Source organism: Stenotrophomonas sp. STEN046, from assembly GCF_056759755.1.
Map to the genome: position 1 here is coordinate 38,787 of NZ_JBRRDR010000022.1, position 26,746 is coordinate 65,532.

The 26,746-nt window shown below is 65.6% G+C and carries 21 protein-coding genes; 15 read left to right on the forward strand and 6 right to left on the reverse strand.

Going from position 1 to position 26,746, the window contains the following annotated elements:
- Nucleotides 1–206 precede the first annotated feature (206 nt).
- On the reverse strand, nucleotides 207–3,002 hold the full coding sequence (locus ACVOLJ_RS11960) for a TonB-dependent receptor plug domain-containing protein (protein ID WP_475280389.1): 2,796 nt from the start codon (nucleotides 3,000–3,002) through the stop codon (nucleotides 207–209).
- A gap of 176 nt (nucleotides 3,003–3,178) precedes the next feature.
- On the opposite strand from ACVOLJ_RS11960, the gene apbC reads away from it, so the two are divergent.
- The gene (gene apbC, locus ACVOLJ_RS11965; protein ID WP_481564214.1) at nucleotides 3,179–4,072 is read left to right on the forward strand and encodes an iron-sulfur cluster carrier protein ApbC; all 894 of its coding nucleotides are present in this window, start codon (nucleotides 3,179–3,181) and stop codon (nucleotides 4,070–4,072) included.
- Nucleotides 4,073–4,148: 76 nt separating this feature from the next.
- Nucleotides 4,149–4,715 carry a dCTP deaminase gene (dcd, locus tag ACVOLJ_RS11970; protein ID WP_089236335.1) on the forward strand — a complete coding sequence of 189 codons (567 nt, stop codon included), beginning with the start codon at nucleotides 4,149–4,151 and terminating at the stop codon, nucleotides 4,713–4,715.
- 95 nt (nucleotides 4,716–4,810) lie between these two features.
- Here the strand turns inward: dcd and ACVOLJ_RS11975 are convergent, their stop codons facing one another.
- From ACVOLJ_RS11975 to ACVOLJ_RS11985, 3 genes are read right to left on the reverse strand one after another with little or no spacing between them, the layout of a single operon-like run.
- Nucleotides 4,811–4,978: a LiaI-LiaF-like domain-containing protein gene (locus ACVOLJ_RS11975; RefSeq protein ID WP_025876120.1), complete on the reverse strand. Its 168-nt coding sequence runs from the start codon at nucleotides 4,976–4,978 to the stop codon at nucleotides 4,811–4,813.
- A 15-nt stretch (nucleotides 4,979–4,993) separates the two neighbouring features.
- The gene (locus tag ACVOLJ_RS11980; RefSeq protein WP_032975033.1) at nucleotides 4,994–5,416 is read right to left on the reverse strand and encodes an HIT domain-containing protein; all 423 of its coding nucleotides are present in this window, start codon (nucleotides 5,414–5,416) and stop codon (nucleotides 4,994–4,996) included.
- The gene (locus tag ACVOLJ_RS11985; RefSeq protein ID WP_475280387.1) at nucleotides 5,413–6,084 is read right to left on the reverse strand and encodes a dienelactone hydrolase family protein; all 672 of its coding nucleotides are present in this window, start codon (nucleotides 6,082–6,084) and stop codon (nucleotides 5,413–5,415) included. The genes ACVOLJ_RS11980 and ACVOLJ_RS11985 overlap by 4 nt, the downstream gene beginning before the upstream one ends.
- Before the next feature lie 365 nt (nucleotides 6,085–6,449).
- Between ACVOLJ_RS11985 and ACVOLJ_RS11990 the strand changes: the two genes are divergently transcribed.
- The 11 genes from ACVOLJ_RS11990 (at nucleotide 6,450) to ACVOLJ_RS12040 (ending at nucleotide 22,213) form a co-directional block, all read left to right on the forward strand.
- Nucleotides 6,450–6,908 carry a phage tail protein gene (locus tag ACVOLJ_RS11990; RefSeq protein ID WP_475280386.1) on the forward strand — a complete coding sequence of 153 codons (459 nt, stop codon included), beginning with the start codon at nucleotides 6,450–6,452 and terminating at the stop codon, nucleotides 6,906–6,908.
- Nucleotides 6,908–7,252 (forward strand): hypothetical protein, encoded by a 345-nt coding sequence (locus tag ACVOLJ_RS11995; RefSeq protein ID WP_475280385.1) that lies wholly within the window; start codon nucleotides 6,908–6,910, stop codon nucleotides 7,250–7,252. Before ACVOLJ_RS11990 ends, ACVOLJ_RS11995 begins: the two co-directional genes overlap by 1 nt.
- Nucleotides 7,253–7,332: 80 nt before the next feature.
- Nucleotides 7,333–7,575 (forward strand): phage tail assembly protein T, encoded by a 243-nt coding sequence (locus tag ACVOLJ_RS12000; protein ID WP_475280384.1) that lies wholly within the window; start codon nucleotides 7,333–7,335, stop codon nucleotides 7,573–7,575.
- Between the two features lie 94 nt (nucleotides 7,576–7,669).
- Complete coding sequence (locus ACVOLJ_RS12005) at nucleotides 7,670–10,018, forward strand: phage tail tape measure C-terminal domain-containing protein (protein WP_481564215.1); 2,349 nt, start codon at nucleotides 7,670–7,672, stop codon at nucleotides 10,016–10,018.
- The gene (locus ACVOLJ_RS12010; protein ID WP_475280382.1) at nucleotides 10,015–10,368 is read left to right on the forward strand and encodes a hypothetical protein; all 354 of its coding nucleotides are present in this window, start codon (nucleotides 10,015–10,017) and stop codon (nucleotides 10,366–10,368) included. Before ACVOLJ_RS12005 ends, ACVOLJ_RS12010 begins: the two co-directional genes overlap by 4 nt.
- On the forward strand, nucleotides 10,365–10,826 hold the full coding sequence (locus ACVOLJ_RS12015; protein WP_475280381.1) for a DUF1833 family protein: 462 nt from the start codon (nucleotides 10,365–10,367) through the stop codon (nucleotides 10,824–10,826). Before ACVOLJ_RS12010 ends, ACVOLJ_RS12015 begins: the two co-directional genes overlap by 4 nt.
- A complete protein-coding gene (locus tag ACVOLJ_RS12020) occupies nucleotides 10,826–11,221 on the forward strand; it encodes a peptidoglycan endopeptidase (RefSeq protein ID WP_475280380.1) in 396 nt (131 codons plus the stop codon). The genes ACVOLJ_RS12015 and ACVOLJ_RS12020 overlap by 1 nt, the downstream gene beginning before the upstream one ends.
- Nucleotides 11,212–19,503, forward strand: a complete 8,292-nt coding sequence (locus ACVOLJ_RS12025) for a host specificity factor TipJ family phage tail protein (protein ID WP_481564216.1) — start codon at nucleotides 11,212–11,214, stop codon at nucleotides 19,501–19,503. Before ACVOLJ_RS12020 ends, ACVOLJ_RS12025 begins: the two co-directional genes overlap by 10 nt.
- A gap of 87 nt (nucleotides 19,504–19,590) precedes the next feature.
- Nucleotides 19,591–19,806, forward strand: a complete 216-nt coding sequence (locus ACVOLJ_RS12030) for a hypothetical protein (protein WP_475280378.1) — start codon at nucleotides 19,591–19,593, stop codon at nucleotides 19,804–19,806.
- A 212-nt stretch (nucleotides 19,807–20,018) separates the two neighbouring features.
- Entirely contained in the window at nucleotides 20,019–21,380 is a 1,362-nt protein-coding gene (gene rimO / locus ACVOLJ_RS12035; RefSeq protein ID WP_475280377.1) for a 30S ribosomal protein S12 methylthiotransferase RimO, read from the forward strand.
- 8 nt (nucleotides 21,381–21,388) lie between these two features.
- Nucleotides 21,389–22,213, forward strand: coding sequence for a DUF3025 domain-containing protein (locus ACVOLJ_RS12040; protein WP_481564218.1), 825 nt, complete (start codon nucleotides 21,389–21,391; stop codon nucleotides 22,211–22,213).
- A gap of 182 nt (nucleotides 22,214–22,395) precedes the next feature.
- Here ACVOLJ_RS12040 and greB read toward each other — a convergent pair whose 3' ends face one another.
- Together greB and ACVOLJ_RS12050 are read right to left on the reverse strand one after the other, a co-directional pair.
- A complete protein-coding gene (greB, locus tag ACVOLJ_RS12045) occupies nucleotides 22,396–22,899 on the reverse strand; it encodes a transcription elongation factor GreB (RefSeq protein ID WP_475280375.1) in 504 nt (167 codons plus the stop codon).
- A gap of 93 nt (nucleotides 22,900–22,992) precedes the next feature.
- Nucleotides 22,993–24,498, reverse strand: coding sequence for a helicase HerA-like domain-containing protein (locus tag ACVOLJ_RS12050; RefSeq protein ID WP_475280374.1), 1,506 nt, complete (start codon nucleotides 24,496–24,498; stop codon nucleotides 22,993–22,995).
- Nucleotides 24,499–24,621: 123 nt separating this feature from the next.
- Here ACVOLJ_RS12050 and ACVOLJ_RS12055 point away from each other — a divergent pair, with 123 nt between their 5' ends.
- The gene (locus tag ACVOLJ_RS12055) at nucleotides 24,622–26,232 is read left to right on the forward strand and encodes a transglycosylase SLT domain-containing protein (protein ID WP_481564217.1); all 1,611 of its coding nucleotides are present in this window, start codon (nucleotides 24,622–24,624) and stop codon (nucleotides 26,230–26,232) included.
- Nucleotides 26,233–26,254: 22 nt separating this feature from the next.
- The gene (locus ACVOLJ_RS12060) at nucleotides 26,255–26,602 is read left to right on the forward strand and encodes a ribonuclease E inhibitor RraB (protein WP_475280372.1); all 348 of its coding nucleotides are present in this window, start codon (nucleotides 26,255–26,257) and stop codon (nucleotides 26,600–26,602) included.
- The last annotated feature ends 144 nt before the right edge of the window (nucleotides 26,603–26,746 follow it).

The following is a 26,746-nucleotide window of genomic DNA, read 5'->3' on the forward strand; positions in this document are numbered from 1 at the left end:
TGGTCGGAGTTGATGATTTTGGTTTTTAAAACAATCAGTTGCAGCGGTCTCCTGGCTTTGCCGAGTTTGGCGGCATGAATTTCATTTAACTATCGGCCGATCATCACTGCGGCGTGGCCGGTGTTTGGCAGCGTGCACGCGGCAAAAAAAAAGGGCCCCACCGAAGTGGGGCCCTGGTCCGGAATCAAACCCGGAAATCGACGGGATTACTTGCCGAAGTCGTACTTGGCCTGCACGTACACGGCGCGGCCGTAGACGTTGTACAGGTAGTTGTTGAACGGCGTGCCGGAAGTGCCCTGGTAGCTGTGAGCCTGCTGCTCGGGCATCTTGTTGAACACGTTGTTGACCATCAGCGACAGGGTCAGGTCATCCTGCACGCGGTAGTTCACGCTCAGGTTGTAGGTGGTGTACGAACCCCACTTGCCAGCCTTGTAGCCCGATGCACCGTGGGTGTAGTCGTAGCCGTTCAGGCCGGCCAGGTAGTTCGGGGTGTGGCCGATGTAGTTCGCGTACAGCGTGGTGGTCCACTTGTCCAGCGACCAGGCCAGCGACGCGTCGGAACGGACCTTGGCGTAGCTGTCGTAGTTCCACATCGACTTCGGGTTGCCCAGCAGGTCCTGGAAGTCCTCGCCCGGCTGCGCCTGCACTTCACGCTTCAGCATGTTGGTGTAGTTGCCCGACAGCTGCAGCGAACCGAAGCGGCCGATGTCCTGCAGGTACTTGAAGCCGACGGTCACGGCCTGCAGGTTCTGGCGGGCCACGTTCATCTTCGGGGTGTACAGCGAGCTCAGGTTGCCGGCCGAATCACGGGTGACCCAGTCAGCCACGTTCTGGCAGGTAGCCGAAGAGCCGTTCGGCAGGCCGTTGCGGCAGTAGTACTCGGCCAGCAGCAGCTGGTCGGTGCTGGCCGTATCGACTTCGTTCTCGATCTTCCAGTTGTAGTAGTCGGCCGAGATCGACAGGTTCGCCATCGGCGCCCAGACGATACCGGCATTCCACACATCGGCGGTGATCGGCTCCAGGTCCGGGTTACCGGCACGCTCGGAGTAGACCGAGACGCTGTCGGCGTAGCGGCAGGCGTCGGTGTTGCCCGGCACGAAGCCCAGCTCGCCGCAACGGTAGTAGTCGGTCGAGTTGGCAGCGTAGTAGCCGCTGCGGCCCTGGAACGCGTCGGGCAGGGTCGGCGCGCGGAAGGCGGTGCCGTACTTGCCGCGGAACAGCAGGCTTTCGATCGGACGGAACTCGACGCCCACGCTGTAGGTGGCCTTGTCGACGGTGTTGTCGCCGATCTTGAATGCGTCATAGCGACCCGAAGCGGTCACCGTCAGCGATTCCAGCAGCGGCATGCGCAGTTCGCTGGTCACCGCGTAGTTGCTGCGATGGCCATTGCCGGCCACGGCCGACGAACCCCACACATCGCCGTCCAGCAGGCGCTGGTCGGGGCTGTAGTCCCAACCTTCGCTGCCGCCTTCGACGACCACGGCCAGGCCTGCGTCACCGCCCGGAAGCGAGAACAGCGAACCATTGGTGACCTGCGCACGAGCCAGGTTCTGCCAGGTGCGTGCGTGGTTGGTGGTGTAGCCGGTGAAGCCTGCGAAATCTTCCGGGGCGATCGGCGAGTAGAACGCGCCCCAGTTGGTGTTGTAGATGCCGAAGCCATCCTTGGTGCCCAGCTGCGGGCCCAGCACCTTGTCGGCGAAGTAGCTGTTGATGGCGCTGCCGAAACGCTGGAACTTGCTTTCATCCAGGCGGTATTCGCCGCGGGTGAAGCTGACGCTGTAGTCCCAGTTGCCGACGGCGCCCTTGCCGCCCAGGGTGACCTGGTAGGCACGGCTCTTGTCGTTGTTCAGGATGCCCTTGTAGCCTTCGCCACCGATGTCTTCCGGTGCGAATGCGCGCTGCAGGTTCACCAGCTTGCCCGAGGCCTGGTCGTAGAACCCGCCCATGGTGCTCTTGGTGCCCCACCACAGGTAGTTGGAACCGGAGGTGTATTCGGTCTTTTCCTTGCTGTACAGCACGTCGGCGAACAGCTGGAAGTTGTCGTTCACGTCGAAGGTCATCGACGAGTAGAACTGGCCGCTGTCCTTGCCGTTCTTCAGGGTCTTGTAGCCGGCGCCGAACACCGAACCGCAGGACTGGCCGGTCGGGCGGTTGGCCAGCACGGTGGTGCCGTCGAACTGGCCGGCAACATTGGCGCAGTTGCTCGGGTCCATCATGTACAGCGCGTTGGTCTTGGCGTCGATGACGGCGAAGTCGTTCGACGGCAGCTGTGCGGTGTAGCCGTGCGGGTTGTTCTGCTTGGTCAGGTCACGCTGGTAGCCCCAGACCGGGTTGCTGCTTTCGATCTGCACGTTGACCAGCGCATTGAAGCGGTCGTCCAGTGCCGAGAAGCCGTGCGCGCCGCTGACGCGGAAGCTGCTGCCGCCACCTTCGGTGTAGGCGCCACCACGCATGGACAGGCTGCCGCCTTCCATGTGGTCCTTCAGGATGATGTTGACCACGCCGGCGATCGCATCCGAACCGTACAGGGAGGACTGGCCACCCGGCAGGACTTCGATGCGCTCGACGATGTCGATCGGAATGCCGCTGATGTTGTTGAACGCGTCGCCACCGTTGTACAGCGCCGGGTAGGACATCATCGGGCGGCCGTTGATCAGGTACTTGGTGTAACCCGGATTCAGACCGAACATGCCAGCGGCTTCAGCGCCCTGGGTGAACGAAGCGGAGGTCTGGCCGCCCTGGATGCCGCCGGTGGTCAGCGAGGACTGCTGCAGCACTTCGGCAACGCTGTTGAAGCCGCGCGACTGGATGGCTTCGGCGCTGATGGTCATGACCGGGGTCTGGGTCTCGACCTGGGTCTGCGGGATCAGCGAGCCGGTGACGGTGACCTTGTCCAGGGTGGTGGCCTTGTCCTGGGCCATTGCCGGCGATGCGGCAACCAGGGCGGAGATCAAGGCGACAGCGAGGGTGTTGCGACGTGCGGAATTGCGAAGGTCTTTCATGTAGTTCCGTTCAGAGAGCAAATACGAGTACGGCACTGCGCATGCGCCATCGTGCGTGCCGTAAAACAGCAACGCAGCCCAAAACCAGTGCTTAACGAACGTAACATGAACTTAACAATCTGTGCACGAATCTGTAGCAATCCTGAATTTCAGTCAGGCTACGTCCAGCTTGTATGATGTTGGGTTCATATTTTCGATTCACCCCGGAGTCCGCAGTGAACAGTTCTTCCCGTCGTCCGCATGCCAGCCAGGTCCAGAAGGGACTTGCGCCGCACGCGCGCATCCGCAACGTGATCGCGGTGGGCTCGGGCAAGGGTGGCGTCGGCAAGTCGACCACGTCGGTGAATCTGGCCGTGGCGCTGCAGAAGCTGGGCGCGCGCGTTGGCGTTCTTGATGCCGATATCTACGGCCCCAGCGTGCCGGCGATGCTGGGCCTGTCCGGCCGGCCGGAAAGCCCGGACAACAAGAGCATTGAACCGATGCGTGCGTTCGGCGTGGACACCATGTCGATCGGCTACCTGGTGGAAGACGAGACGCCGTTGATCATGCGCGCGCCGCGCGCCACGGCGGCGCTGACCCAGCTGTTCGAAGACACGCTGTGGGACGACCTGGATTACCTGTTGATCGACCTGCCGCCGGGCACCGGCGACATCCAGCTGACGCTGGTGCAGAAGATTCCGCTGGCCGGTGCGGTGATCGTCACCACCCCGCAGGACATCGCCACGCTGGATGCGAAGAAGGCGCTGAAGATGTTCGAGAAGGTCGAAGTGCCGGTGCTCGGCATTGTCGAGAACATGGCGGTGCACACCTGCAGCAACTGCGGCCACATCGAACACCTGTTCGGCGAAGGCGGTGGCGAGCGCATGGCCGCGCAGTACGGGGTCCCGTTGCTGGGGTCGCTGCCGTTGCAGATCGGCATCCGTGAACAGGGCGATGCGGGCACCCCGATCACCGCCGCGCAGCCTGATTCGGCGGCGGCGCAGGCCTACCACCGGGCTGCCCAGCGCCTGGTGGAGGAAGTGGCCAAGCGCCCGCGTGCCTCGATCCCGATCCTGTCCTCGCTGCTGTAAGGGCAGGGCGGAGCGGCGGCGGCGACGCCCGGCCCCCTGCTAGAATCTTCGCGCCCCCTCGCACCCAGGACAGAGCATGAGCATCAAGAGTGACCGTTGGATCCGCCAGATGTCCGAGCAGCACGGCATGATCGAGCCGTATGAGGCCGGGCAGGTCAAGCAGGTCAACGGTGAGCGCATCGTCAGCTACGGCACCTCCAGCTACGGCTACGACGTGCGCTGCTCGCGCGAGTTCAAGGTGTTCACCAACATCAACTCGACCATCGTGGACCCCAAGCATTTCGATCCGGGCAGCTTCGTCGACATCGTCGGTGATGAGTGCATCATTCCGCCGAACAGCTTCGCGCTGGCGCGCACGGTCGAATACTTCCGCATCCCGCGCGACACCCTGGTGGTCTGCCTGGGCAAGAGCACCTATGCGCGCTGCGGCATCATCGTCAACGTGACCCCGCTGGAACCGGAGTGGGAAGGCCACGTGACCCTGGAATTCAGCAACACCACGCCGCTGCCCGCACGCATCTATGCCAACGAAGGCGTGGCGCAGATGCTGTTCTTCCAGTCCGATGAAGTGTGCGAGACCTCCTACAAGGACCGCGGCGGCAAGTACCAGGGCCAGACCGGCGTGACCCTGCCGCGTACCTGATCCAAGCCTCATGCAGCATCGGTAGCGCCGGGCCATGCCCGGCGTTTTCGTATGGGGCGGCGTGTTGCGCTCGCCGGGCTTGGCCCGGCGCTACCTTACTTGCCGCGACCGAACAGGATCGCGATGCCCACCGCCACCAGGCCCAGCGGCCACCAGGTCAGCAGCAGGCGTGACAGGTTCAGATTGGTCCAGCCCAGGTTGCTGGCCAGCATGAACAGGCCGATCAGGATCAGCAGGATGGCGGCGACAATATTGAATCGCATCGGGTCGGCACTGACTCAGGAATGGGCCGGATATCCTAGCCGTTCCTTCCAGTACGCGACATGCTGGTCCAGCGCGGCCGGCTCGTAGCGGTGCGCCGGGCCGCTGCCCCAGACCGGGCCAGGCCAGGCCGGATCGCCGTCGTGGCGGCCGATCACGTGGAAGTGCAGCTGGCGCACGATGTTGCCCAGCGCGCCGATGTTGATCTTCTCCACCCCGTCCGAACCGTGCAGGGCCTTGCAGGCGCGGTTGAGCTCGGTGCGCAGCTTGTCCTGCTGCTCGCCATCCAGCTCGATCCACTCGGTTACCCCGGCCAGGCGCGGTACCAGCACCAGCCAGGGGAATCGCTCATCGTTCATCAGTCGCACTTGCGACAACGGGCCTTCGGCGACCAGCACGCTATCGGTGGCCAGGCGTGAATCGAGTTCGAAATCGCTCATCCAAGATGCTCCGAGAAGAAGTCCAGGGTGCGTTGCAGCGCCAGGGTGGCGCTGTCTGGATCATACGCATGTCCGACCTCGCGGTTGAAGGCGTGATCGGCCGGGTAGACATAGGTGGCCATCTGCGGCAGCTTCTCGCGGTGGGCCTGGATGGCTTCCGGCGGGATGCTCTTGTCCTGCGCGCCGAAGTGGAACATCACCGGAGCCTTCGGGGCTTCATCCAGGAACTGCACGTTGCGCGCGCCGTAATAGCTCACCGACGGCAGGCCCAGGCGCAGGGCCGCCAGCAGGGCGACGCTGCCACCCCAGCAGTAGCCCACGGTGCCGACCTTGCCGTAGGGGGCAAGCCGGGTCGCTGCCGCGCGGACCACTTCCAGCGCCTTCTCCATGCCCAGTGCATTGACCCGTTCCAGCCCGTCCTTCACGCCTTCGGGGGTGTAGGGCAGGGCGTCGGGATCGGAATCGGGGCCATCGACCAGGTCGAAGAACGACGGCGCCAGCACCGCATAGCCTTCGGCGGCGAAGCGCTCGGCCACGCTGCGGATGTGCGGGTTGGCGCCGAAGATCTCCTGCACCACCACCAGCGCGCCACGCGGGTTGCCTTCGGGCAACGCCTGCCAGGCGCGGATCGGGCCGTGATGCGTATCCAGAGTGATCCATTCGGACATCGGGTGAGCCTCGTTGCAGGGGACAGGCCTGCATTGTCGACGTTGCAGGGGTTAGTACGGCGTCAGCGGCTGTGCCGGATCGGGCGGCTGCGCGGTTCCGGGCGGGGTTTCCCAAGGCGGTGCAGATGCCGGTTTTCGCATTGACCGGTGCACACCCGAAGCCTAAGCTTTCAGCCACGATGACATACAAGCCTCCGGCGCAAGCCGGGGGCTTTTTTGTTGTCCGCGCGTTGCCGATCGCGACGCGCAAACAGGCGGCTGTGACGGGCCAGCCGCTACGACCCGCTCCAGGCAGCCCCGAGCCTGACCACCCTGAACCCCAGCCGCCGCGAGGCGGCTTTTTCATTTCCAGGAGATTCAACACCATGTCCATCAATCAAGCCATTTCCGCCCAGGACTCCGCGCTGTATGTGAAGACCGGCGCCGCCCCGACCAACCCGAACAGCCCGGCCGGCTACACCGAGATCGACGGCCTGACCGCCTTCCCGTTCGGCCGCGGCCAGGCCAACACCCTGGACGCCACCAACCTGCGCTCCAAGCAGATGGAAAACATCGCAGGCCTGTCCGGCGGCCAGGCCGTGCAGGTGTCCGGTCACCGCTGGCCGGTCGGCAGCTCGGCCGGCCAGGAGATCCTGCGCGATGCCGATCCGGATGCCGACCTGCACTTCCTGATGGTGCTGCCCACCGGCGATGCCGCCACCTTCGTGGCCAAGGTTGCCGCCTTCAACGTGGCACCGGGTACCAACCAGGTGCTGACGTTCACTGCGGACCTGCTGCCGCGTGAGTTCGCGCTGGTCACCGTGGCAGCCGGCGGTACCCCGTGATGCTGCTGGGCAAGCAGCAGATCCTGGACGCGCAGGATCGTCGCCATCAGGATGTGGCCGTACCCGAATGGGGCGGCAGCGTGCGCGTGGCGATGATGTCGGCCCGCGAGCGTGATCGCTGGGAACAGGACACCTATGGCGGTGACACGCCGAAGGTGGACGACTTCCGTGCGCGATTCGTCGGCCTGTGCCTGGTCGATGAAATGGGCGAGCGCCTGTTCTCCGACCACGAGCTGGCCCAGCTGGGCGCGAAATCGGCCGCGGCGCTGGATCGCGTGTTCCGTGTCGCGCAGTCGCTCAATGCACTCGGCGATGCGGCCGTGGGAGAGCTGGAAAAAAACTGATCCGCCGGCCTGAGCGCCGGCTTCAGTTCCGGATTGCGTGGAGGCTGGGCCTCCCGCATCCGGACCACCTGCTGGCGGGGGTGACCTCCCGCCAGCTCTCGGAGATGTATGCGTTCGCACGTCTGGAGCCGTTGGACCAGCCCCTGCAGGGGATGCTCGCCCAGCTGACCAGCGTGCTGGCGCAGGTGCACGGCAATGCGACCACCGCTGAGGATTTCCTGCTGGTACGGCCGCGTACCTTGCCGGAGATGGCTGCAAAGGAGCGGTCGCAGCAGCTGCTTGAACTGTTCGGCAGCGCATCGCGACGCAACGCTGCGGCGTGATTCCGGGCGGGGCAGGGCATTGCTTCTCCGATGTGTGGCATGCAATCGAACCTGGGGCCCTGCGGGGCCCCTCATCATTCTTGGAGGAACGCGTATGGCGTCCACTAACCAGAATCTAGACGTAGTACTGCGGGTCAACACGACGGGCTTCCGTACCGCAATGGCGGAGGCCAGTCGCCTGGCGACGCAGAATCTCAAGACACTGCGCGCGGAGGCGGAGCGGACCGCGACTGCACTGGCGCGTGTGCATTCTGCGCCGGAGGGCGCAACGGGCAAGGCCGGCACAAAGGCAAAGGCCAACGCCGGCGGCGATGTGCTCGGCAGCGGCTTGAAGGAGCTGGGCGGCGGCCTGCTGACTGCCGCCGGTGGCCCATGGGGCATCGCCATCGCGTCGGTGCAGAAGCTGGGCGAAGCGTACGTGGACATGGTCAAGGCGTCCGAACGTGCGCGCAGCGAGTACAAGGAGCAGATGCAGTCGCTGCAGCAGATGTCGTTCTCGATGGACCAGGCCGGCCTGGGCATGGGAGCGGGCACGCTGCCCCTGGAACAGGCGGTCGCGACGCTGCATGAGCAGGCCAAGGCGCTGCGCGAGCTGGAGGCACGCGAGAAGGCGTTGCAGGGCTCGGTCGTCCATTGGGAAGGTCGAGTGAGTAATGGCCAGCGATCGGGACGGGAAGGTGCGGGCCTGAGTGCGGCCTCGGACTACGCCGAGCTGGAGAAGGCCAGGGCGAACCTGGAAGCGTTCCAGGCGGAAGTCGCGCCGGTCCAGGAGAAGTTCCGGGGCCTGAAGGAAACGATCAGGGGCTCCCTTGACGAGACGTTGTTCAATGCGATTGCCGCGGCCATCCAGAACGTGGACAACCAGACGCTTGACCAGCTCATCGCGGCTTTGGGCGTGACGGAATGGAACGCATTGAAGGCAACCGATGCCTTCAACGGCATGCTGGGCACCATGCGCGGAGAAGCGTGGCGGGACGAGGTCGAGTGGATCCGGCTGACACGTGGCGAGTATGCGGCATGGATGGCTGAGCGCGGTGCGGAGATCAACGCCAGAGGTGGCCCGGACAAGATGGACCCGGCCCAGCGCGCCGAGTTCAACAGGGACGCCGCGCGCAAGAAGGCCGACATCGAACGCAAGGCCCAGTTCCGCGAACAGCAGCAGGCCGCCCAGCAGTCGGTCAGGGGCGTGCATGAGCAGGCTGATGCGTACGCCGGGCTGATGGATCGCATCGAGAAGCAGATCGCCCAGGACCGGGTGCGCCAGAAGCTGAAGGAGGGGATGACAGAGGCGGAAAAGCTGCAGATCACTCTCCTTGACGAGATGGAGCATGCCGAGAAGAAGCTCAGCGAGCAGAAGCAACTGCGGGTGAAAGCCTCGCTGGACGCCGCGGTGGCCCTGGCCAAGGAGTCGGCGGCCGCTGAAGCCTCGAAGAAGGCGCAGCAGGATCTGCTGAAGCTGCAACGGGAGCTCCAGCAGGCGGCGGATGCACAGCAGCGCGGCAATGACCAGGCACTGTTCGGCATCGGCCATGGCGCGGCGAGCGTGGATCGCATGCAACGCCGTTCCGCACTGGATGAGGACAGGGACAACCGGAAGCGTGCGCTGGACGACAAGACGCGCGGCGCTGACGGGAGTGTCATCGAGTCGGCCGGTTACAAGAGAGAGCTCGCCGAACTTGATGCCTTCCACGAGAAGGCATTGCAGCGCGAGGCGGACTTCCAAGCGGAAAAGCAGGCCTACCAGGCCGATTGGACCAACGGGGCTGCGCGTGCGTTCGACGACTATGCGTCGGCTGCAGCGAACATGGCGGACCTGAGTGGTGGTGTGTTCACGAACATGTTCTCCGGAATGGAGGAGAGCCTTGTGCGATTCGCACAGACCGGGAAGCTGTCCTTCTCGGCGATGGCAAACTCCATCATCGCTGATCTGGCAAGGATCGCGGCCAAGCAGGCCGTGGTGGGTCTGTTCAATGCCATCTTCAACAGCGGCGTCGGACCGGTTCAGAGAGAGGAGATTCCTGTCCAGAGAATTCCACTGCAGTTCTCTCTCGGTGGCTACACCGGCCCCGGTGGCAAGCACGAGCCCGCCGGTATCGTCCACAAGGGCGAGGGGGTGCTCAGCCAGGAAGACATGGCAGCACTCGGGGGGCCGTCGGCCTTCTTTGCACTGCGCACGTCGCTGCGAACGGGTAACGGTCTGTCCGGTGGTGACAGCGGTGGTTACCTGCAGGTACCGATCGCCGGTGCGGGCGAGGGTGGCATGAACGTTGAAATCAACAATTACGGCGACAGCCGGGTCAAGACCCGCGAAGAGCGCCAACGCATGCCCGATGGCAGCGAAGTGCGGCGGCTGGTGATCGACATCGTGGGCGACAGCCTGAACGGTGGCGAGCTGGGCGCCATTGGACGAGCCCGATATGGATGGACGGAGGCAGTGGGATGAGCAATTGGCCGGAATTTGCAGAGATTCGTTTCGCCGACTACGGCGAGGAGATCGTCGCGTCCGAAGAGCGGACTGACATGGAGCGTGGGCCGAGCAAGATGCGGGCGCTCAACAGCCGGGTGATGAAGAACGTATACGCGTCGGTGCAGTTCCGCAGCGCCGCCGATGCCGAGGCATTCGAGGAGTGGTACCTGCACGAGGTCGGCCGCGTGGGCTGGTTCACGATGCAGCATCCGCGCACCGGGCAGCCGATCAGCGCCCGTTTTCCGCAGGGCATCGGCCGCCTGGTGCCGCTGAACACCCAGTTCCGCTTCTCCAAGCGTGACCTGGTGCTGGAGTACATGCGATGAGCTCGTTCCATGAACGTCGCCAGCGCCTGGCCGATCCCCAGGGCCCACTGATGTTGCTGGAGGTATCGGCACCGTCGATGCCGGAGGTGCTGCGGATCGTCAACGACAACGTGAACTGGACCAGCAATGGCAGCGAGTTCATCGCCGCGCCGTTCGGCTTCCAGCTTCCCGATGACGTCAGTGGCCAAGCACCGCGCGCGCAACTGGTGATCGACAACATTGGTCGCGCACTCACCGAAGACCTGGAGGCACTGGCCCCGGGTGAGATGGTGACCGCCCGGCTGATGCTGACCGACCGCGCAGATCCGGATGCCATCGAGGCCGAGTACGACCTGCCGATGACCCAGGTGTCGGTCAATACACGCACGGTGAGCGCGCAGTGCGGCGTCGATTTCCTGATGCGCCAGCAGGCGGTCCTGCTGCATGCCAATCCGTTCACGCTGCCGGGGATCTTCTGATGCACCTGGTCGACGTCGAACGATGGGTGGGCATTCCCTACGACGAAGCCACATGTGACTGTGCCGATCTGGTGGTGCAGGTACAGCGTGACCTGTTCGTACGTGAGGTGGAGATGCCGGGGCGCAGGCCACGCGGACGCCGTGGATCGGTGGAGCTTGGTGCGCTGTCACGCGCGCATGGCGTGCCCCGCGAGGGACCGCCCCAGGACGGCGACCTGGTGCTGATGATCGAACGCGGACAACACAACCCCGGCCATGCCGGGGTTTTCTTTTTCCTGGCCCACGAGGGCTGGGTCCTGCACAGCAATGAAACGAACGGCTGCAGCGTGCTGCACCGGGTTCGTGACCTGCCCGGATATGGGCTGAGGATCGAGGGATACTACGCATGGAACTGACACCCCAACCGGCGGCCGACGGCCGCCTCATCATCACTCCGCATCCGGTGCTGCTGGATGGCCAGCGCAACGTGCCGGTCGACCTGCGTCCGGGCGAAAGCCTGTATGCCTTCCTCATGCGGCATGTCGACGGCCTGGATGGCCAGGCATGGCAGGTCTACGTGGACGGGCATGAGGTACCGCGCGAGCAGTGGATGGACGTCAGACCGCGCCACGGCCAGCTGATCGAAGTGCGCAGCGTGGTGGGCAAGGCCGTGATTCCGCTGGTGGCGATGATCGCGCTGACCTATTTCACCTTCGGCATCGGCACGCTGGTAGCCGGTTCCGCCTGGGGCGCTGGCGCCGTTGCGGGGCTCAGCGCCACCTACGGTACTGCGCTGGCGTCGGCGGTGTATGTTGCCGGCAGCGTGCTGATCAACAAGGTGCTGGGCCCGAAGCCTCCCCGTGCAGGTGGTGGTGGCGGTGTCGCCGACACTGCTTACTCCCTGGCAGCGCCGCGCAACCGTGTGCGCGCCTATGAACCACTGGGCCTGCTGTTCGGTTCCACTCGCCTCGCTCCGGACCTGATCAGCCGCCCCTATACCTGGTTCGAGGGCGATGAGCAGTACGTCGGCCTGACCCTCAGCCCGGGCATCAACGTTGGCCGGGTAGAGGCCCTGCAGAACGGTGACTCAGCGCTGACCAGCTACGAGGGCGTGCGTACCTGGTTCCGCGGCTTCCCGCAGATGCCCGACGAAGCGATTCCGCTGTACAGCAACGCTGATGTGATTGAAGGTGCGCAGCTGCTCGATACCGGTAGCGACGCCAAGCACGTGGCCAGCCCGTGGGTGGAACGCACCAGCTCCGCTGAATCTCTGCGCCTGCAGGTCAACATCGAATTCCGGCTGTGGGACACCACGTCCAAGGGCAAGGACAAGGACAACCGCGAGCAGCTCCAGATCCAGTACCGACCGGTCGGATCGAGCGAATGGCAGCTGTTCGGCAACTACAACGTGGTGGGCCGCACGCAGAAGGCGCGCCGCGTGAGCTACGGCCGCGACGTGGAGCTGGGCCAGTACGACGTGCGTGTACGCGTGGCCGGGCAGAACACCGATGGCAGCGGAGCGCAGGCGAACTTCACCTGGACCACGCTGGTCAGTGTGCAGCGCGACGATGCCAGCCATGCCGGCATTCCTGCCATCGGGCTGCAGATGAAGGCGTCCGGCCAGCTCAACGGCACCCCGGATGAAATCCGCTGCGTGGCCCATTCACGCCCGATCCCGGTGTGGAAGGGCGATGCCGTGGGCTGGGTGACCGAGGAAACCAGCAACCCGGGCGCGCAGATCCTGGCCTACGCACGCGGTATCCACGACGAGAACGGCAAGCGCATCGCCGGGCTGGGCATGGCCGACCGGCGCATCGATATCGAAAGCCTGAAAGCCTTCATGCTGCATTGCGCGGACAATGCGCTGGGCTACGACTACTGGCTCACCGAGGTGCGCAGCCACCAGGCGGTGCTCGACGCCATTGCGCTGGCCGGCTTCGGCCAGGTGACCTGGGCCAAGGGCCGTCTGGGTGTGGCTTGGGCGGCCGACGAACAGCCCCTGTCCGGCGTGGTCAACATGGCCACGATCAAGAAGGGCCAGTTCCAGGTTGACTACACCCTGGCCAATGCTGCCGATGGCATCGAGTACAGCTATCTGGACCGTCGCACCTGGAAGGCGGCGACGCTGCGCGTGCCGGCGCCGGGCGTGGAGGTGATGCTCAATCCGGCCAAGGTCACCGGCGAAGGCATCAGCAGTGAGGCCCATGCGGCGATGCTGGCGCGTTGGCATCTGGCACAGAGCGTCTATCAATACAAGTCGATCAGCTACAGCACCGACATCGAACACCTGGCCTACTCGCGGTTGTCAGTGCTGGCGTTGCAGCACGACCTGACCCAGTGGGGTTTCGGTGGGCGCCTGATCGGTGCGACCGTCGATGCAGCAGGCGTAGCGACGCTGCAGCTGGACGAGCCGGTGCCGCCGCCCACCCTGGGCAGCGCCTTCATCGGTCTGCGCATTCCGGGCGAGCGGGTCTACCGCGTGCTGCGCGTGGTACCGGGCGATGAGGCGAGCGATACGCTGGTTCTGGCCGATGCCTGGCCGACCGATGCGCCGCTGCCGGGTGCCAGCGACGGCAATCCTGCACACGACACGATCTGGATCTACGATTTCAAGCAGACCCCGGGCACGCGCGTGCGTGTGACCGGCATCCGCCCGGAGGGCGACCTGAAGGGCGCGGCGGTGGAAGTGGTGCAGGAGGGACCGGCCTTCTGGCACTACGTGCGCACCGGCCAGTACGTGCCGCCGTCCAATGAATCCTCGCTGCAGACCCGGCCGGTGGCCAGCAACCTGAAGGTGATCGAGCGCCAGGTCAGCCAGGGTGGCAGCGTGCACACCGAACTGCAGGCCAGCTTCGATATCAGCGGCCCGATCGGCGAAACCCGGGTGCTGTCCGATCCAGACGGCAATGCCGCCCTGGAGGAGGTGGCACGCACCCTCACGCGATCGGCAAGCTGGTCGATTCCGGGTGCCGGGACCTATCCGGTGGTCGTCCGTCCGTACAGTCCCGATGGGCGTGCCGGTGTGGCGGTGTCCACCCAGTACACCACGCTGGGCGCCGATGCCCCACCGGTACTGGTCGATCTGTTCGACATCGAGGAGCTCAGTGGCGGCGTGCGCCGCTATGTCTGGGGATTCTTCAGCGACACCGTGCAGTCACCGGACTTTGCCGGCGTGGAGATCCGCTACACCGCCGGCAGCATCGACAACCCGCTGTGGGAGCAGATGACGCCGCTGGGCGATGGCAGCGGCTTTTTCACCGCAGCAATCGAAGCGGTGCTGCCGGAGGCCGGCAACTGGACCTTTGCCTGCCGCAGCCGCAATACCTCTGGTGTATTGTCCAGTGCTGCCCGCTACCTGCGACGGTCGCTGGGGCGCAATACCGGGCAGACGCTGGAAGGGATCGGCGGCGTGGTCGAGTCGGTGAAGCAGGACCTTGCCAAGGAAATCGACGCCCGCATCGACAGCAACCTGGCCACCGTTACCCAGGCGGCCGAGGCACTGCGCAGTGAGTCACTGCGCCTGCAGGGGCAGATCACCGTCAGCGCCGAGCGGCTTGCCGGGCAGGCCGGGCAGCTTGAACAGCAGGCACTGGCCATCAAGGCCAGCACCGATGGCCTGGCACGCGAAGTGCTGGACCGTGCTGCGGGCGATCTGAACACCCGCACCGAGCTGACCACGGCGGTGACCCGGGAAACCACTGAGCGACGATCCGACGTCGAGAATCTCACGCGGATGGTGAGTCAGCTGTCGGCCGGCAGCGGCGTGCAGTTCGACAGCAAGCGCATCTGGTACTTCGACGGCAGCGTGGAAGGGTGGGGCGCGAACGGCGGCAGCCCGACACTGGTGGACGGCTGGCTGCGGCCGGCCAACCATGCCAGCGATGCCTTCGTGACCAGTCCGCGCGGCCAGGATGTGCAGGGCGCGGCGCATCGCTTCGTCAAGCTGCGCATCCGCAAGGTCGGCAGTCCCGCGTGGGACGGACGGCTGCTGTGGAATGGCCCGGGCCAATCCTGGGACAACGCGCGCATGGTGCAGTTCGTGGAGCCAGGCTATGACGGCAATGGCATTGCGACGCTCGATGTGGACAACATTCCGTGGAACGGCACCGTGGTCGACCAGATGCGCCTGGACCTTTCCAAGGCGCAGACCGATGCCCACTACTTCCTGCTGGACTGGGTGGCCATCGGCCGGCCCACGCCGGGGGCATCGGTGGCCATGCTGCAGGAGGAAGCCAGTGCGCGCATCAGCGCAGACAGCAGCGAGGCCGGCCGCCGCGAGTCATTGGCCGTGCAGCTGCGCGGCAACTACGACGGCAGTGATCTGGCTGGAGTCAGCCAGGGCCTTATTGCGGCGGAAAAGACCGCACGGCTGAGCGGTGACCAGGTCAACACGCAGTCGATCCAGGCACTGCAGGCACGCATGCCTGCAGGCACCGGCACGCTGGCCACCAGCGCCAGCGTCAGCAGCCTGCAGCAGGCGATGGTGACCGCTGACACTGCGCTGGGCCGGCGCGTGGACAGCCTCGATGCCACGATGGGCGACAAGATCGGATCCAGCGCCTTCAATGCGTTGAAGACCGAAGTCAGCCAGCTGGATGGCAAGGTCAGCAGCAGCAGCGAGGATCTGGTGCAGCTGAAGAGCCGCATGGGAGCGGTGATGGGCGCCGGCAGCAACCTGGCCCTGAATGGTGATTTCAATCTTGGCGCTGCCACCGGCTGGACGTTCTTCAACACCACCGCCGCCTCGGTGGTACGCGAGGGGCGTGGCAACAGTCTGTGCTGGAAAGCCGAGGCCTATGCCGGCGGCACGAACGCGGTGGTCAGTGCGGCGGTCAACGAGGGCCGGCTCATCACCCTCACCACCGGGCGCCGCTACCGTGTGTCGTGCTGGACGCGTACCAGCGAGGACTTCGATGGCACCGCCGCCAACACCAAGCTGCGCATCGCCGACCACAACGGCAATCTGATGGGGTCGGAAACGCGGTCATTCCCGAACTCGGTCGACTGGGTGAAGACCGAAACCTTGGTGACCCTGCCGGCCACGGGCACGGTTCAGGGCATCAAGATCACGCTCAATCGCAACGGCGTGGCCGGCACGTTGTGGGTGGACGATCTGTGGGTGGAAGAGGTGACCGATGCCGACGCGAATGCTGCGGCGATCACCGGCCTGTTCACCAAGGTGGAACAGATCGACGGCACGTTGACCAGCGCCGCGGCGGATGTCACGCGGCTGGCCTCGGGCATCGGCAACATGGTGGCCTACAACATCATCGCCAACGCCCACATCAATGCCTCACCCACGGGCGGGCCTCGTGCATCGGGTGTGTACCGGGCCGATGGCAGCATCGTGCCCGGCATGGGCGCCAACCGTGGCCTGCGCGTGGGCACCATCAACGCCGACAACAGCATCGCCAATACCGCGGTGTTTGATACCCACGGCAATCTGCAGGCCGAGTCGGCGCGGTTCAACACCTGGTACGACCAGACACTGAAGGACAACCAGTACTTCATTGCCTACACGTCCGATGCGGTAGGGGCGATCAGCAATGGCAGCAATGCCGACACCATCGGCCTGCGCACCCGCCTGCTGGATGCGGGCTTGTCGCAGGAGAACCTGGCGGCCCTCTCGGGGGCGCGGATGCTGGTGATGATCGGCAGGCGCAGGAGCGGTGCCGGTGGCGGCATGCAGGCCTTGTCTCCGCCAGCGCCGGATGCGGGCCGCACCGGCATGTGGGTGGAAATGACCACCACCCTGATCAATGGCGTGCCGACCGGCGCGCAGGATGCCTCGATGCTGGACCGTGCGGCGCGGACCACTGCCGAGGCGTTGACCGGACTGCGTACCGACGTCAGCAAGCTGGGTACCGACCTGGTGTCTGCAGCCGACAGCCTGACCAGCCTGGCCGCGCGTGTCGATACGTCGGTAACCAGTACTGACAACGTGCTGCGCAACAGTACCTTCGCCGGCAGTGCCGCGTGGTGGACGTTGACCCGTACCGTGGCGGCCAACACCGTGGAGTGGGTGAAGGCCGCCGGCCAGAGCGGGGATGCGCTGTTGATGACGCATGGCCCGCAGGCGGCGCAGAACCCGTTCATCACCGCCAATGATGCGCGATGGCTGCCGGTGGTTGCCGGCAGGTCGCGCCGTTACCGGCTGGTGATGGTTGCGCGCGCCTTCGATGGCGCAACGGCAACCCTGGTCTGCCGGTTGCGCGTGCGTACGGCCGGTGTGGGCGAAAGCCATGCAGACGTCACGCTGAACCTGGCCGACGCGGCCTGGAAGACCTATACGGCCGAGTGGTCCGCCGCCCAGGATCGCAATGAGATCATGCCGCAGGTGCACCTCACCAATGCGGGGGGCAAGGTGCTGTTCGAACGGGTCGAGCTCTACGACATCACCGATGCGCAGGAGATTGCAGGCAACGCCACAGCGATCTCCAATCTGCGCACCGACGTGGTGCAGCTCGGTGACCGCGTTACCAGCAGTGCGGCCAACGTGGTCAAGCTGCAGTCGGATGTGCAGTCACTGCTCAATGGTAGCGACAGCCTGTTCCCGATGGGCGCGTTCGAGACCTTCCAGGACGGGCAGCTGTTGGGCAATGCGGCGGGAACGGTCTACAGCGCCCGCGCCGATGCACGCCGGACGGGTGAACGCGGCCTGGATGTGCATGTCGCGGCCAATACCAGCCAGAACACCAACGCCGACATGTACTTCGGCCAATGGACCCCCATCAGCGGCAACCGCCGGATCTATGTGGAGTATTACGCGCGCCTGCATCCGGACAGCATCCAGCCAACCGGTGGCTCCATCCGGGTCGGCTGGCAGACCACCAATGAAGCCAACGCGGACAATGCGTGGCCGTTGCAGGCCTACGCATTGGCCTCCCTGCGCAAGGATGGCTGGACCAAGGTCAGCGGCTACATGAACACCGCCGCTTCCGCCGCGAAGTGGCGGATGCTGGTCAGCATCCCGGGGGGAAGTGGCGCACGCGAAGTGGGGGTGCGCGTGCAGGTGGATGACATCCGCATGATCGATGTCACCGATGCCTACGCCGCACAGCAGAGCGCTGCTGCCACGGCAACCGCAGTGACCGCGCTGACCACGAAGGTGGACCAGCAGGGTACGAAGATCGATGCGCAGGCACAGCAGGTCACCGACCTGTCCAGTGGCCTGAAGGGTGTGCTCAACACCGGCAGCGGCCTGCTGCCCAATCCCGACTTCGCCGAGGGGCTGGGTGGCTGGACGGCATCGGCGGCGGCCAACGGCGCGGTCTGGAGCTCGGTCAATGGCGATGGGCGTCCAGGCGTCCTGCTCAACCGCTACACGAGCGTGAATCCGACCCTGCAGGCCAACGGCGGCAAATGGGTGCCGATCAACGGCGCCCGTCGGCTGCGGGTGATCGTTCGCGCCTGTGGTGCCGGCGGCGCCAACAACCTGCTGGTGCGGATGTATCGCAAGAACGCGGCCGGCCAGCAGTCGTATCAGGATCTGCGTGCCGTATTCGCAGTGGAAGCGTTCGAAACCCGATCGTTCGACTTCGATGCCTTCAACAGCGGCATCGATGCCTGGCGGTTGAACCTCTATGTTCACCCCGACAACGGCCAGGTGCGGGTGGACAGTGTGCAGGTCTACGACATCACCGACCAGCTGGCCAATGATGCCAATGCCTCGGCGATCAGCGGACTGAGCACCTCGGTGAGCCAGCAGGGCAGCAAGCTGGACACCACGGCACGGGACCTGACCCAGCTCAAGACCCAGGTGGGCGACGTCTCGGCCAGCGGCTTCTCGCAGCTGAAGAGCCAGGTCAGCCAGCAGGGTACGCAGCTGACCGCACTGTCCGGGCGGGTGGACGGGGTGCAGGCCTCACTGGGTGGCAAGGCGGACGCCGCTGTGGTGACCAGCATGCAGGCGCAGGTCAAGAACCTCGGTACCGGCGGCAACCTGTTGATGAATACCACCTTCCCCTTCTGGCAGCGCTCGGGGTGGGGCTGGGGAAGCAATCCGAACGCACGGTGGTCCGAGCTGGGCAATCCCACCGGTGATGACAGCTGGCATCCGAAGGGGATCTTCGGGCTGGGCGCGGTGACACCTGGCGTCGTCGCGGCAGGTGAAACTGCGTGGTGGGGAACCGAGTACGACATCGCCATCGAAGGCGGCAAGACCTATTGCGCGTCCGCGTGGATCAACACCCATCGCGTGGAAGTCAAGCTGGAGATGACGTTCTTCGATGCGGCGGGCAACCACCTGGGGCTGGTGCACAGCCCTGGCGTGAGGAGCGATACCGGAACGCCGATCACGCTCGACCGCTTGACGCGGACGTTCCTGATCACCAAGGCGCCCGCCACAGCGTCCTTCGCTCGCTTCCGCGTGATCGTGATCGGTACCGGTGGAGACACGCCCTATTTCTGGCTGTTCCGTCCAATGCTGAGCCAGGTGGATGCGGCGGCAACCGCGCCGCCCACCTGGTCGGCCGGTGGCACCGAGTCGTCCGCGCAATGGTCGGTCAACGTCCGTGCCGACGGCCGCGTCGGAGGCGTGCAGCTGGCCTCCAGCGGTCAGGTCTCGCGCTTCGATGTGGTGGCCGATGCCTTCAGTGTCAGTGCCCCCGGCGGCGGCCGTCGTACCGAGTACAGCGATGGCAACTGGCGTGTCTATGACGAATCCGGACGCCTGCGCGTGCGGATGGGCGTGTGGTGACCCCGGCGCCTGCCGTTCGCGGCGGGCGCCTTGCAGGAAAACCGTCCGGGCCGCCGGTGGATGCGGCCCTTTTTTTGGAGATTCAACATGAAGTTCAACGCACGTCTTGTCCTGCTTACCCGTGCAGTGGAGCAGCCGGGGGTGGTCAATCTGCATTTCCGGCCGGAGGCTGACAGCATCCTGCCGCAGATGGTCATTCCGGTGTCGCCGCTGGATGCCTATGCCTTGAAATTCGGCGCGCTGTACAGGTTCGAGGCGACGGAGATGGACGAGGCGCAAGCGGTGGCAGCTGCGGCTGCCTGAGGTTGCCTGGCCTTCACGCGGTGGCCCTCCGTCGACCGCAGGTGCCGTACGTGACCGGCTACTGTCCGTGCAGGTACCGGAATCGGGAAGCGGAAGCGGTGATTCAGGGCGCCAGCCCCAACCCCGGTATACTGGCGCCCTTTCAGGCCCCGGCCCCCAGGTCCCCCTGCCATGCCGGCAGGGGCCCAGGCCCCCAGAGTCCCGCGATTTCCATGTCCCAGCTGAACCCCAAAGTCGGCTTCGTCAGCCTTGGCTGCCCGAAGGCCCTCGTCGATTCCGAACGCATCCTTACCCAGCTGCGCTCGGAAGGCTACGACATCGTCCCGTCCTACGATTCGGCCGATGTGGTGGTCGTCAATACCTGTGGCTTCATCGATTCGGCCGTGACCGAATCGCTGGATGCCATTGGCGAGGCGATGAACCAGAACGGCAAGGTCATCGTCACCGGCTGCCTGGGCAAGCGCCCGGAGCAGATCCGCGAGGCGTACCCGAACGTGCTGGCGGTGTCCGGCCCGCAGGACTATCAGAGCGTGATGGAGGCCGTGCACGCGGCGCTGCCGCCCAAGCACGACCCCTTCGTGGACCTGGTGCCCGACTACGGCATCAAGCTGACCCCGCGCCATTACGCCTACCTGAAAATTTCCGAAGGCTGCAACCACAAGTGCAGCTTCTGCATCATTCCGTCGATGCGCGGCAAGCTGGTCTCGCGCCCGGTTGACGAGGTGCTGCGTGAGGCCGAGCGTCTGGTGCGCGGCGGCGTGCGCGAACTGCTGGTGGTATCGCAGGACACCTCGGCCTACGGTGTGGACGTGAAGTACGCCGAGAAGATGTGGCGTGACAAGTCTTACCAGACCCGCCTGAAGGCACTGTGCGAAGGCCTGTCCGAGCTGGATGCATGGGTGCGCATGCACTACGTCTACCCGTATCCGCACGTGGATGAAGTGGTGCCGCTGATGGCCGAGAACCGCATCCTGCCGTACCTGGATATCCCGTTCCAGCACGCCAGTCCGCGCATCCTGCGGCTGATGAAGCGCCCGGGTGCGGTCGAGAAGACCCTGGAGCGCGTGCAGAACTGGCGCCGCATCGCGCCGGACATCACCGTGCGTTCGACCTTCATCGTCGGCTTCCCGGGTGAGACCGAGGCCGAGTTCGAAGAGTTGTTGTCGTTCCTCGACGAAGCGCAGCTGGACCGCGTGGGCGCGTTCGCCTATTCGCCAGTTGAGGGGGCGACCGCCAACGATCTGCCCGATGCGGTTCCGGAGGAAGTGAAGCAGGAGCGTCTGGCCCGCTTCATGGAGAAGCAGGCGCAGATTTCCGCCGCGCGCCTGGAGGCCAAGATCGGCACCGTGCAGCAGTGCCTGGTCGATGCCATCGAAGGCGATATCGCCGTGGCCCGTTCCAAGGCTGACGCACCGGAGATCGATGGCTTGGTGCACATCCAGAATGCCGACCAGGTGGCGCTGCGCGTCGGTGAGTTCGTCGACGTGGAAATCACCGAGAGCGACGAGCACGACCTGTACGGCGACGCATTGCCGCCGACCACGCGCGCGGCCTTCGACCTCAAGATGCTGTGACCGTGACGATGGCCGCTGCCGGCAACGCTGGCGGCCCTCGTCGCTTCGTGCCGCCGGCGCGTGCAACGGTCGCCCCGGGTGTCTTCGCACACCCGGTGTTCGCCGATCTGGCTGATTTCCATGATCTGCTGGCCGCGCCCGGATGGCCGGGCATTGCCGCGCTCAATGAGCGCCTGGCGCTCTGCGGCAAGCATCTGGTCGAACAGGACGCCGCCTTGCTCGCAGATGGCCTGCATTACGAAACACGCATCGCGCAGGGGCGCATCGCCACCCGCGCCGACAATTGGCACGACCTGTTCAACGCCCTCGTGTGGGCGCGCTACCCGCGCATCAAGTACGCGCTCAACACGCAGCAGTGCAGGCACATCGAGGCGATGCCCGCGCGACAGCGCAGCCGCGCGCAGGCCGCGCTGACCCAGTTCGATGAGACCGGCGTGATCGTGCGTGTGCGCGATGACCGGTCGCTGGCTGCGTGGGACGCGCATGACTGGCGCGTGTTGTTTGAACCGGCGCGCTGGCAGAACGGTGACATCGTCATCGCCGCGGTATTCGGTCATGCGCTGATGGAGCAGGCGCTGCTGCCTGGCCGTCGGCTGGTCGGCAAGTGCGTGGTGGTGCAGGGTGATGCCGATGCCGACTGTATCGATGCCGTCGCGCGGGCCATCAACGAGGGCAGGGTGCTGACCGATCCCTTGCAGCTACGCCCGCTGCCGCTGGCAGGCATTCCCGGCTGGCATGCGGTGCAGGATGCCGGTTTCTTCGCAGATACCGATTATTTCCGCCCGCTGCGTGGCGGGCGCGAGTATCCATCGGTGCTGCAGGCAGCCCTGTAAAGTCGACTGTCAGTCGACTGCCTTTGGCTCAGGCGCCAGCACCCCTGATCAATGGCTTCGGAAACCCATCAACTGCGATGAAGCTGTCGCCGCACGCAGTATCCGGCTGCGGATGCTTGTGCCGCGCTGGCGCGCGGTAGTCGACTGACAGTCGACCTCTACTGGTCGGCTTCGTTCCGGCGTCATGCGGTGTATTCCACGCCGATCACCGCAAAGGTGTGCGCACCGCTCGGCAGCTCCACCGAGAACTCATCGTCCAGGCGCTTCTTCAGCAGCGCCCGCGCCAATGGCGAATCGATGCTGATCCAGCCCAGTCCCGCATCGGTTTCATCCGGGCCGACGATGCGGTAACGGCTGGTCTGCCCGCTGTCCACGTTCTCCAGCTCCACCCAGGCCCCGAAGAACACGGCCTGCGGGTCGGTGGGCGTGGTGTCGACGACCCGCAGTGATTCCAGGCGCTTGGTCAGGTAGCGTACGCGGCGATCGATCTCGCCCAGCTGCTTCTTGCGATAGGTGTATTCGGCGTTCTCCGAACGATCGCCCTCCGCTGCCGCAGCGGCCAGCGCTTTCACCACTTCGGGTCTGCGTACGCGCCAGAGGTCATCCAGTTCGGCCTTCAGGCGGGCATGGCCAGCGGCCGTGATCAGTGCGGTGCTCTTTTCAGCAGGGGGACGCCAACGCGACATGTGATGCGACTTCTTCTCGATCAGGGTGGAGCATCAGGTGGAATGCGCGCGGCAGGCCCGGAACGGCATGCCGCGCATGACTGCTGCGGGAACTCAGCGCTTGCCGCCGAAGATGCCACCCAGGATGCCGCGCACGATCTGGTTGCCCAGCTTGGTGCCGACCGTGCGGGTGGTCTGCTTGGCCATGGTCTCGATCATGCCCTGGCGGCGTTTGGTGCCGAAAATGGCGTCCTTGATCGACTGCCCGAAGCCACCCTCCTGCGCCTCGTCCTGCTCACGGCTGCGCGCGGCCGGCGCCTCGGCTTTCTCCACGGCCTTCTGCGCACGCTGGGCCAGCAACTCGGCGGCCGATTCGCGGTTGACCGCGGTGTCGTAGCGGGTGCCGACCGGGCTGCCGGCACGCACCTGCGCACGCTCGGCGTCGGTCACCGGCCCCATGCGGCAGCGGGGCGGTGCGATCATCGTCTGCTGCACCGGCATCGGCACGCCCTTGTCCTGCAGGGTCGACACCAGCGCTTCGCCGGTACCGAGCTGGCTGAGCACCTTCACCACGTCCAGCTTGGGGTTGGGCACGAAGGTCTCGGCCGCGGTCTTCACCGCCTTCTGGTCACGCGGGGTGAACGCACGCAGCGCGTGCTGCACGCGGTTGCCCAGCTGGCCAAGGATGTTGGCCGGTACGTCGTCGGGGAACTGCGAGCAGAAGTACACGCCCACGCCCTTGGAACGGATCAGCCGCACCACCTGCTCGATGCGCTGTACCAGTGCTGGCGGCGCATCGTCGAACAGCAGGTGCGCCTCATCGAAGATGAAGACCAGCTTCGGCTTGTCCAGGTCGCCCACTTCCGGCAGCTGCTCGAACAGCTCCGACAGCAGCCACAGCAGGAAGGTGGAATACAGCTTGGGCTTGAGCACCAGCTGGTCGGCGGCGAGGATGCCGATGACGCCGCGGCCGTCATGGTTGACGCGCATGATGTCGGCCAGCTCAAGTGCTGGCTCGCCGAAGAAGTGCTCGCCACCGTCCTGTGACAGCCGCAGCAGCGAACGCTGGATGGCGGCCACCGACTGCGCGCTGACCAGGCCGTACTCCGTGGAGATGTCCTTGCGCTCTTCGGCCACCAGGCCCAGCAGGGCGCGCAGGTCGTCCATGTCCAGCAGCAGCAGGCCGCGGTCGTCGGCCAGCTTGAACACGATGTCGAGCACGCCGGACTGGGTGTCGTTCAATTCCAGGATGCGCGCCAGCAGGGTGGGGCCCATCTCGCTCACGGTGGTGCGCACCGGATGGCCGAGCTTGCCGTACAGGTCCCAGAACACGGTGGGGCTGGCGGCGGGCGCGTAGTCGGCCACGCCGATCTCGGCGGCGCGCTTGAGCAGGCTGTCCGCACCGGTGCCGGGCACGGCCAGGCCGGAGACATCGCCCTTCACATCGGCCAGAAACACCGGCACCCCGATCCGGGAAAAGCCCTCGGCCAGGGTCATCAGGGTCACGGTCTTGCCGGTGCCGGTGGCGCCGGCCACCAGGCCGTGACGGTTGCCCAGTTTCGGCAGCAGGGTGACAGCCACATCATCGGTGATGCCTTTGCCGAGCAGAATCGGATCCATGGTCCAGCCCTTGTGGTGAATACGCCCAATGTTAACCGCCGAAGGTGGCGGGCCGACGCTCGGCTTGCCCCGACCTTGGCGGCGCCGCTACTCTGCCTGCCTGTTTCACACACAGTGCCACCAATGCCCGTTCCTGTCCTGATTTCCCGCACCTGGCCGCTGCTGGCCCTGGCCGGCCTGGTTTCCCTGGCGCCCGACGCCCATGCACAGCGGGTTTCGGCCCGGGACAAGGTGAAGGTGGATGCGCTCCAGCAGCGCATGACCGCTGCCGAAAAGCGCTACAGCGATGCCTTGCTGCTGGTGGCCAACGCCGACCCCAAGGGCAGCAACGAGGCCGACGCCGCGCTGGAGGACATGGAAGATGTCCTCAGCGAATGCGTGAAGCAGAAGGGCTGCCAGATGGGCACCCTGCTGGCCACCTACAAGCGCCTGCTGAAGCATGACGCCGATGCTGCCAGTGACGATGCCGTGGCCGACGAGGCCGGTGACCGGCTGGAGGCCGACCCGGACCACGTCGGTCCGCTGGCGGCCGATGTGCCCGAAGCGGCCCGGGCGGCGGCGCTGCTCAACGACAAGCGGCATGCCTTCGACAGCATGGTGGAGTACAACCCGGCGGTACAGGCCGGTATCCGCCGCTGGCTGACCGACATGCGCCCGGCGCTGATGACCACCTACGAGAACTACCAGAACCTGCGCGCGGTGATGTGGCCGGAGTGGGAAAAGCGCGGCCTGCCCGAGGCATTGCTGTTCGGCATCATGGCCAAGGAATCCAATGGCCGCGTGCATGCGTCCTCGCGTGCCGGCGCCGCCGGCCTGATGCAGTTCATGCCGGCCACCGGCCGCCGCTTCGGGCTGGGCCCGGATGGCACCGGTTTCGACACCCGCTTCGATGCACGCAGTGCTGCAGAAGCCAGTGCCACCTACCTCAACGAGCGCATGCGCGAGCTCAACAACAACGTTGAACTGTCGCTGGCCGGTTACAACGGCGGCGAAGGCCGCGCAGCGCGCGTCTACAAGCAGTACCCGGGGCAGAGCTTCTGGGTGGACAGCGTCTACAACCAGTTCCCCGGTGAGACCAAGGACTACGTGCCGATGGTGATCGCCGCGTCCTGGATCTTCCTGCACCCACAGCAGTACGGCGTGGAATTCCCGAAGATCAACGCGCAGCCGGCCACCATCCGCCTGGCACGATCCACCACGATCTATGAACTGACCATCTGCCTGGGCAGCCATGGCACCCGCGATGGCTACATGCGCGCACTGCGCAACCTCAACCCACGCTATGAGGCCGATGGCTGGATTCCGGCAGGCACCCTGATCAACGCCACCAACCGCATCGCCGGCCTGTACACGCGCAACTGCGTCAGTGGGCCGCGTGCGGACCTGGCGCGCACCCTGATCACGGCCGATCTCAACGCCGCGATCGTACGCCCCAGCGCCGCCAGCTACACCGGCAGCGTGGCCGTGGGCGGGGTCGTGCCGGTGGTCGATCCGACTGCTGCCAGCAGCGTGGCGACCACGCCCGCCGCGCCGGTTGCCACGCCGCGCGCTGCGCCGGCGCCACGTGCCAAGCCGGCCCGCAGCTACAAGGTCGGCAAGGGCGAGACCCTGGGCCGCATCGCGGCCAAGTTCCAGTGCGATGTGCCGATACTGGCCCGCGCCAATGGCCTGAAGGCCCCCGGCTACAGCCTGCGCCAGGGCCAGACCCTGAAGCTGCAGGGCTGCGACAAGTAACCCTCTGCAAACTGGATATCGCATGGACCTCGAAGACACCCGTAACCTGTTCGCCAACCTGCGCGAAAACACCGATTGGGACCTGAAGGCACCGCTGCTGTGGGGGTACTTCTTCGTGCATTCCACCGCCGAACCGCTGCAGGCACTGGCCACCCACCTGCAGGCACAGGGCTATGTGCTGGTGGAGATGTTCGAGCAGGAGCCCGAAGAGGGCGATGCGCCGTTCCACGTGCTGCACGTGGAGCGGGTGGAAGTGCACGATGAAACGTCGCTGGACGCGCGCAACCAGGAACTGAGCGCACTGGCCGCGCAGATGGGTGTGGAAGACTACGACGGCATGGACGTCGGCCCGGCTCCGACCCTGCAGTAGCGCCCGCATCCGGTAGTGGGGGGGGGCGGCCGGGCGCCAGGCGAGCGCTTGGTGTGGAGCAAGAACCGGGGGCCCGCCCGGCAGCCCACCGCGCCGTCCCACGGCCCAGAGGAGTCCCGCCGCAGCACCCCCGGCGCGCGCGGC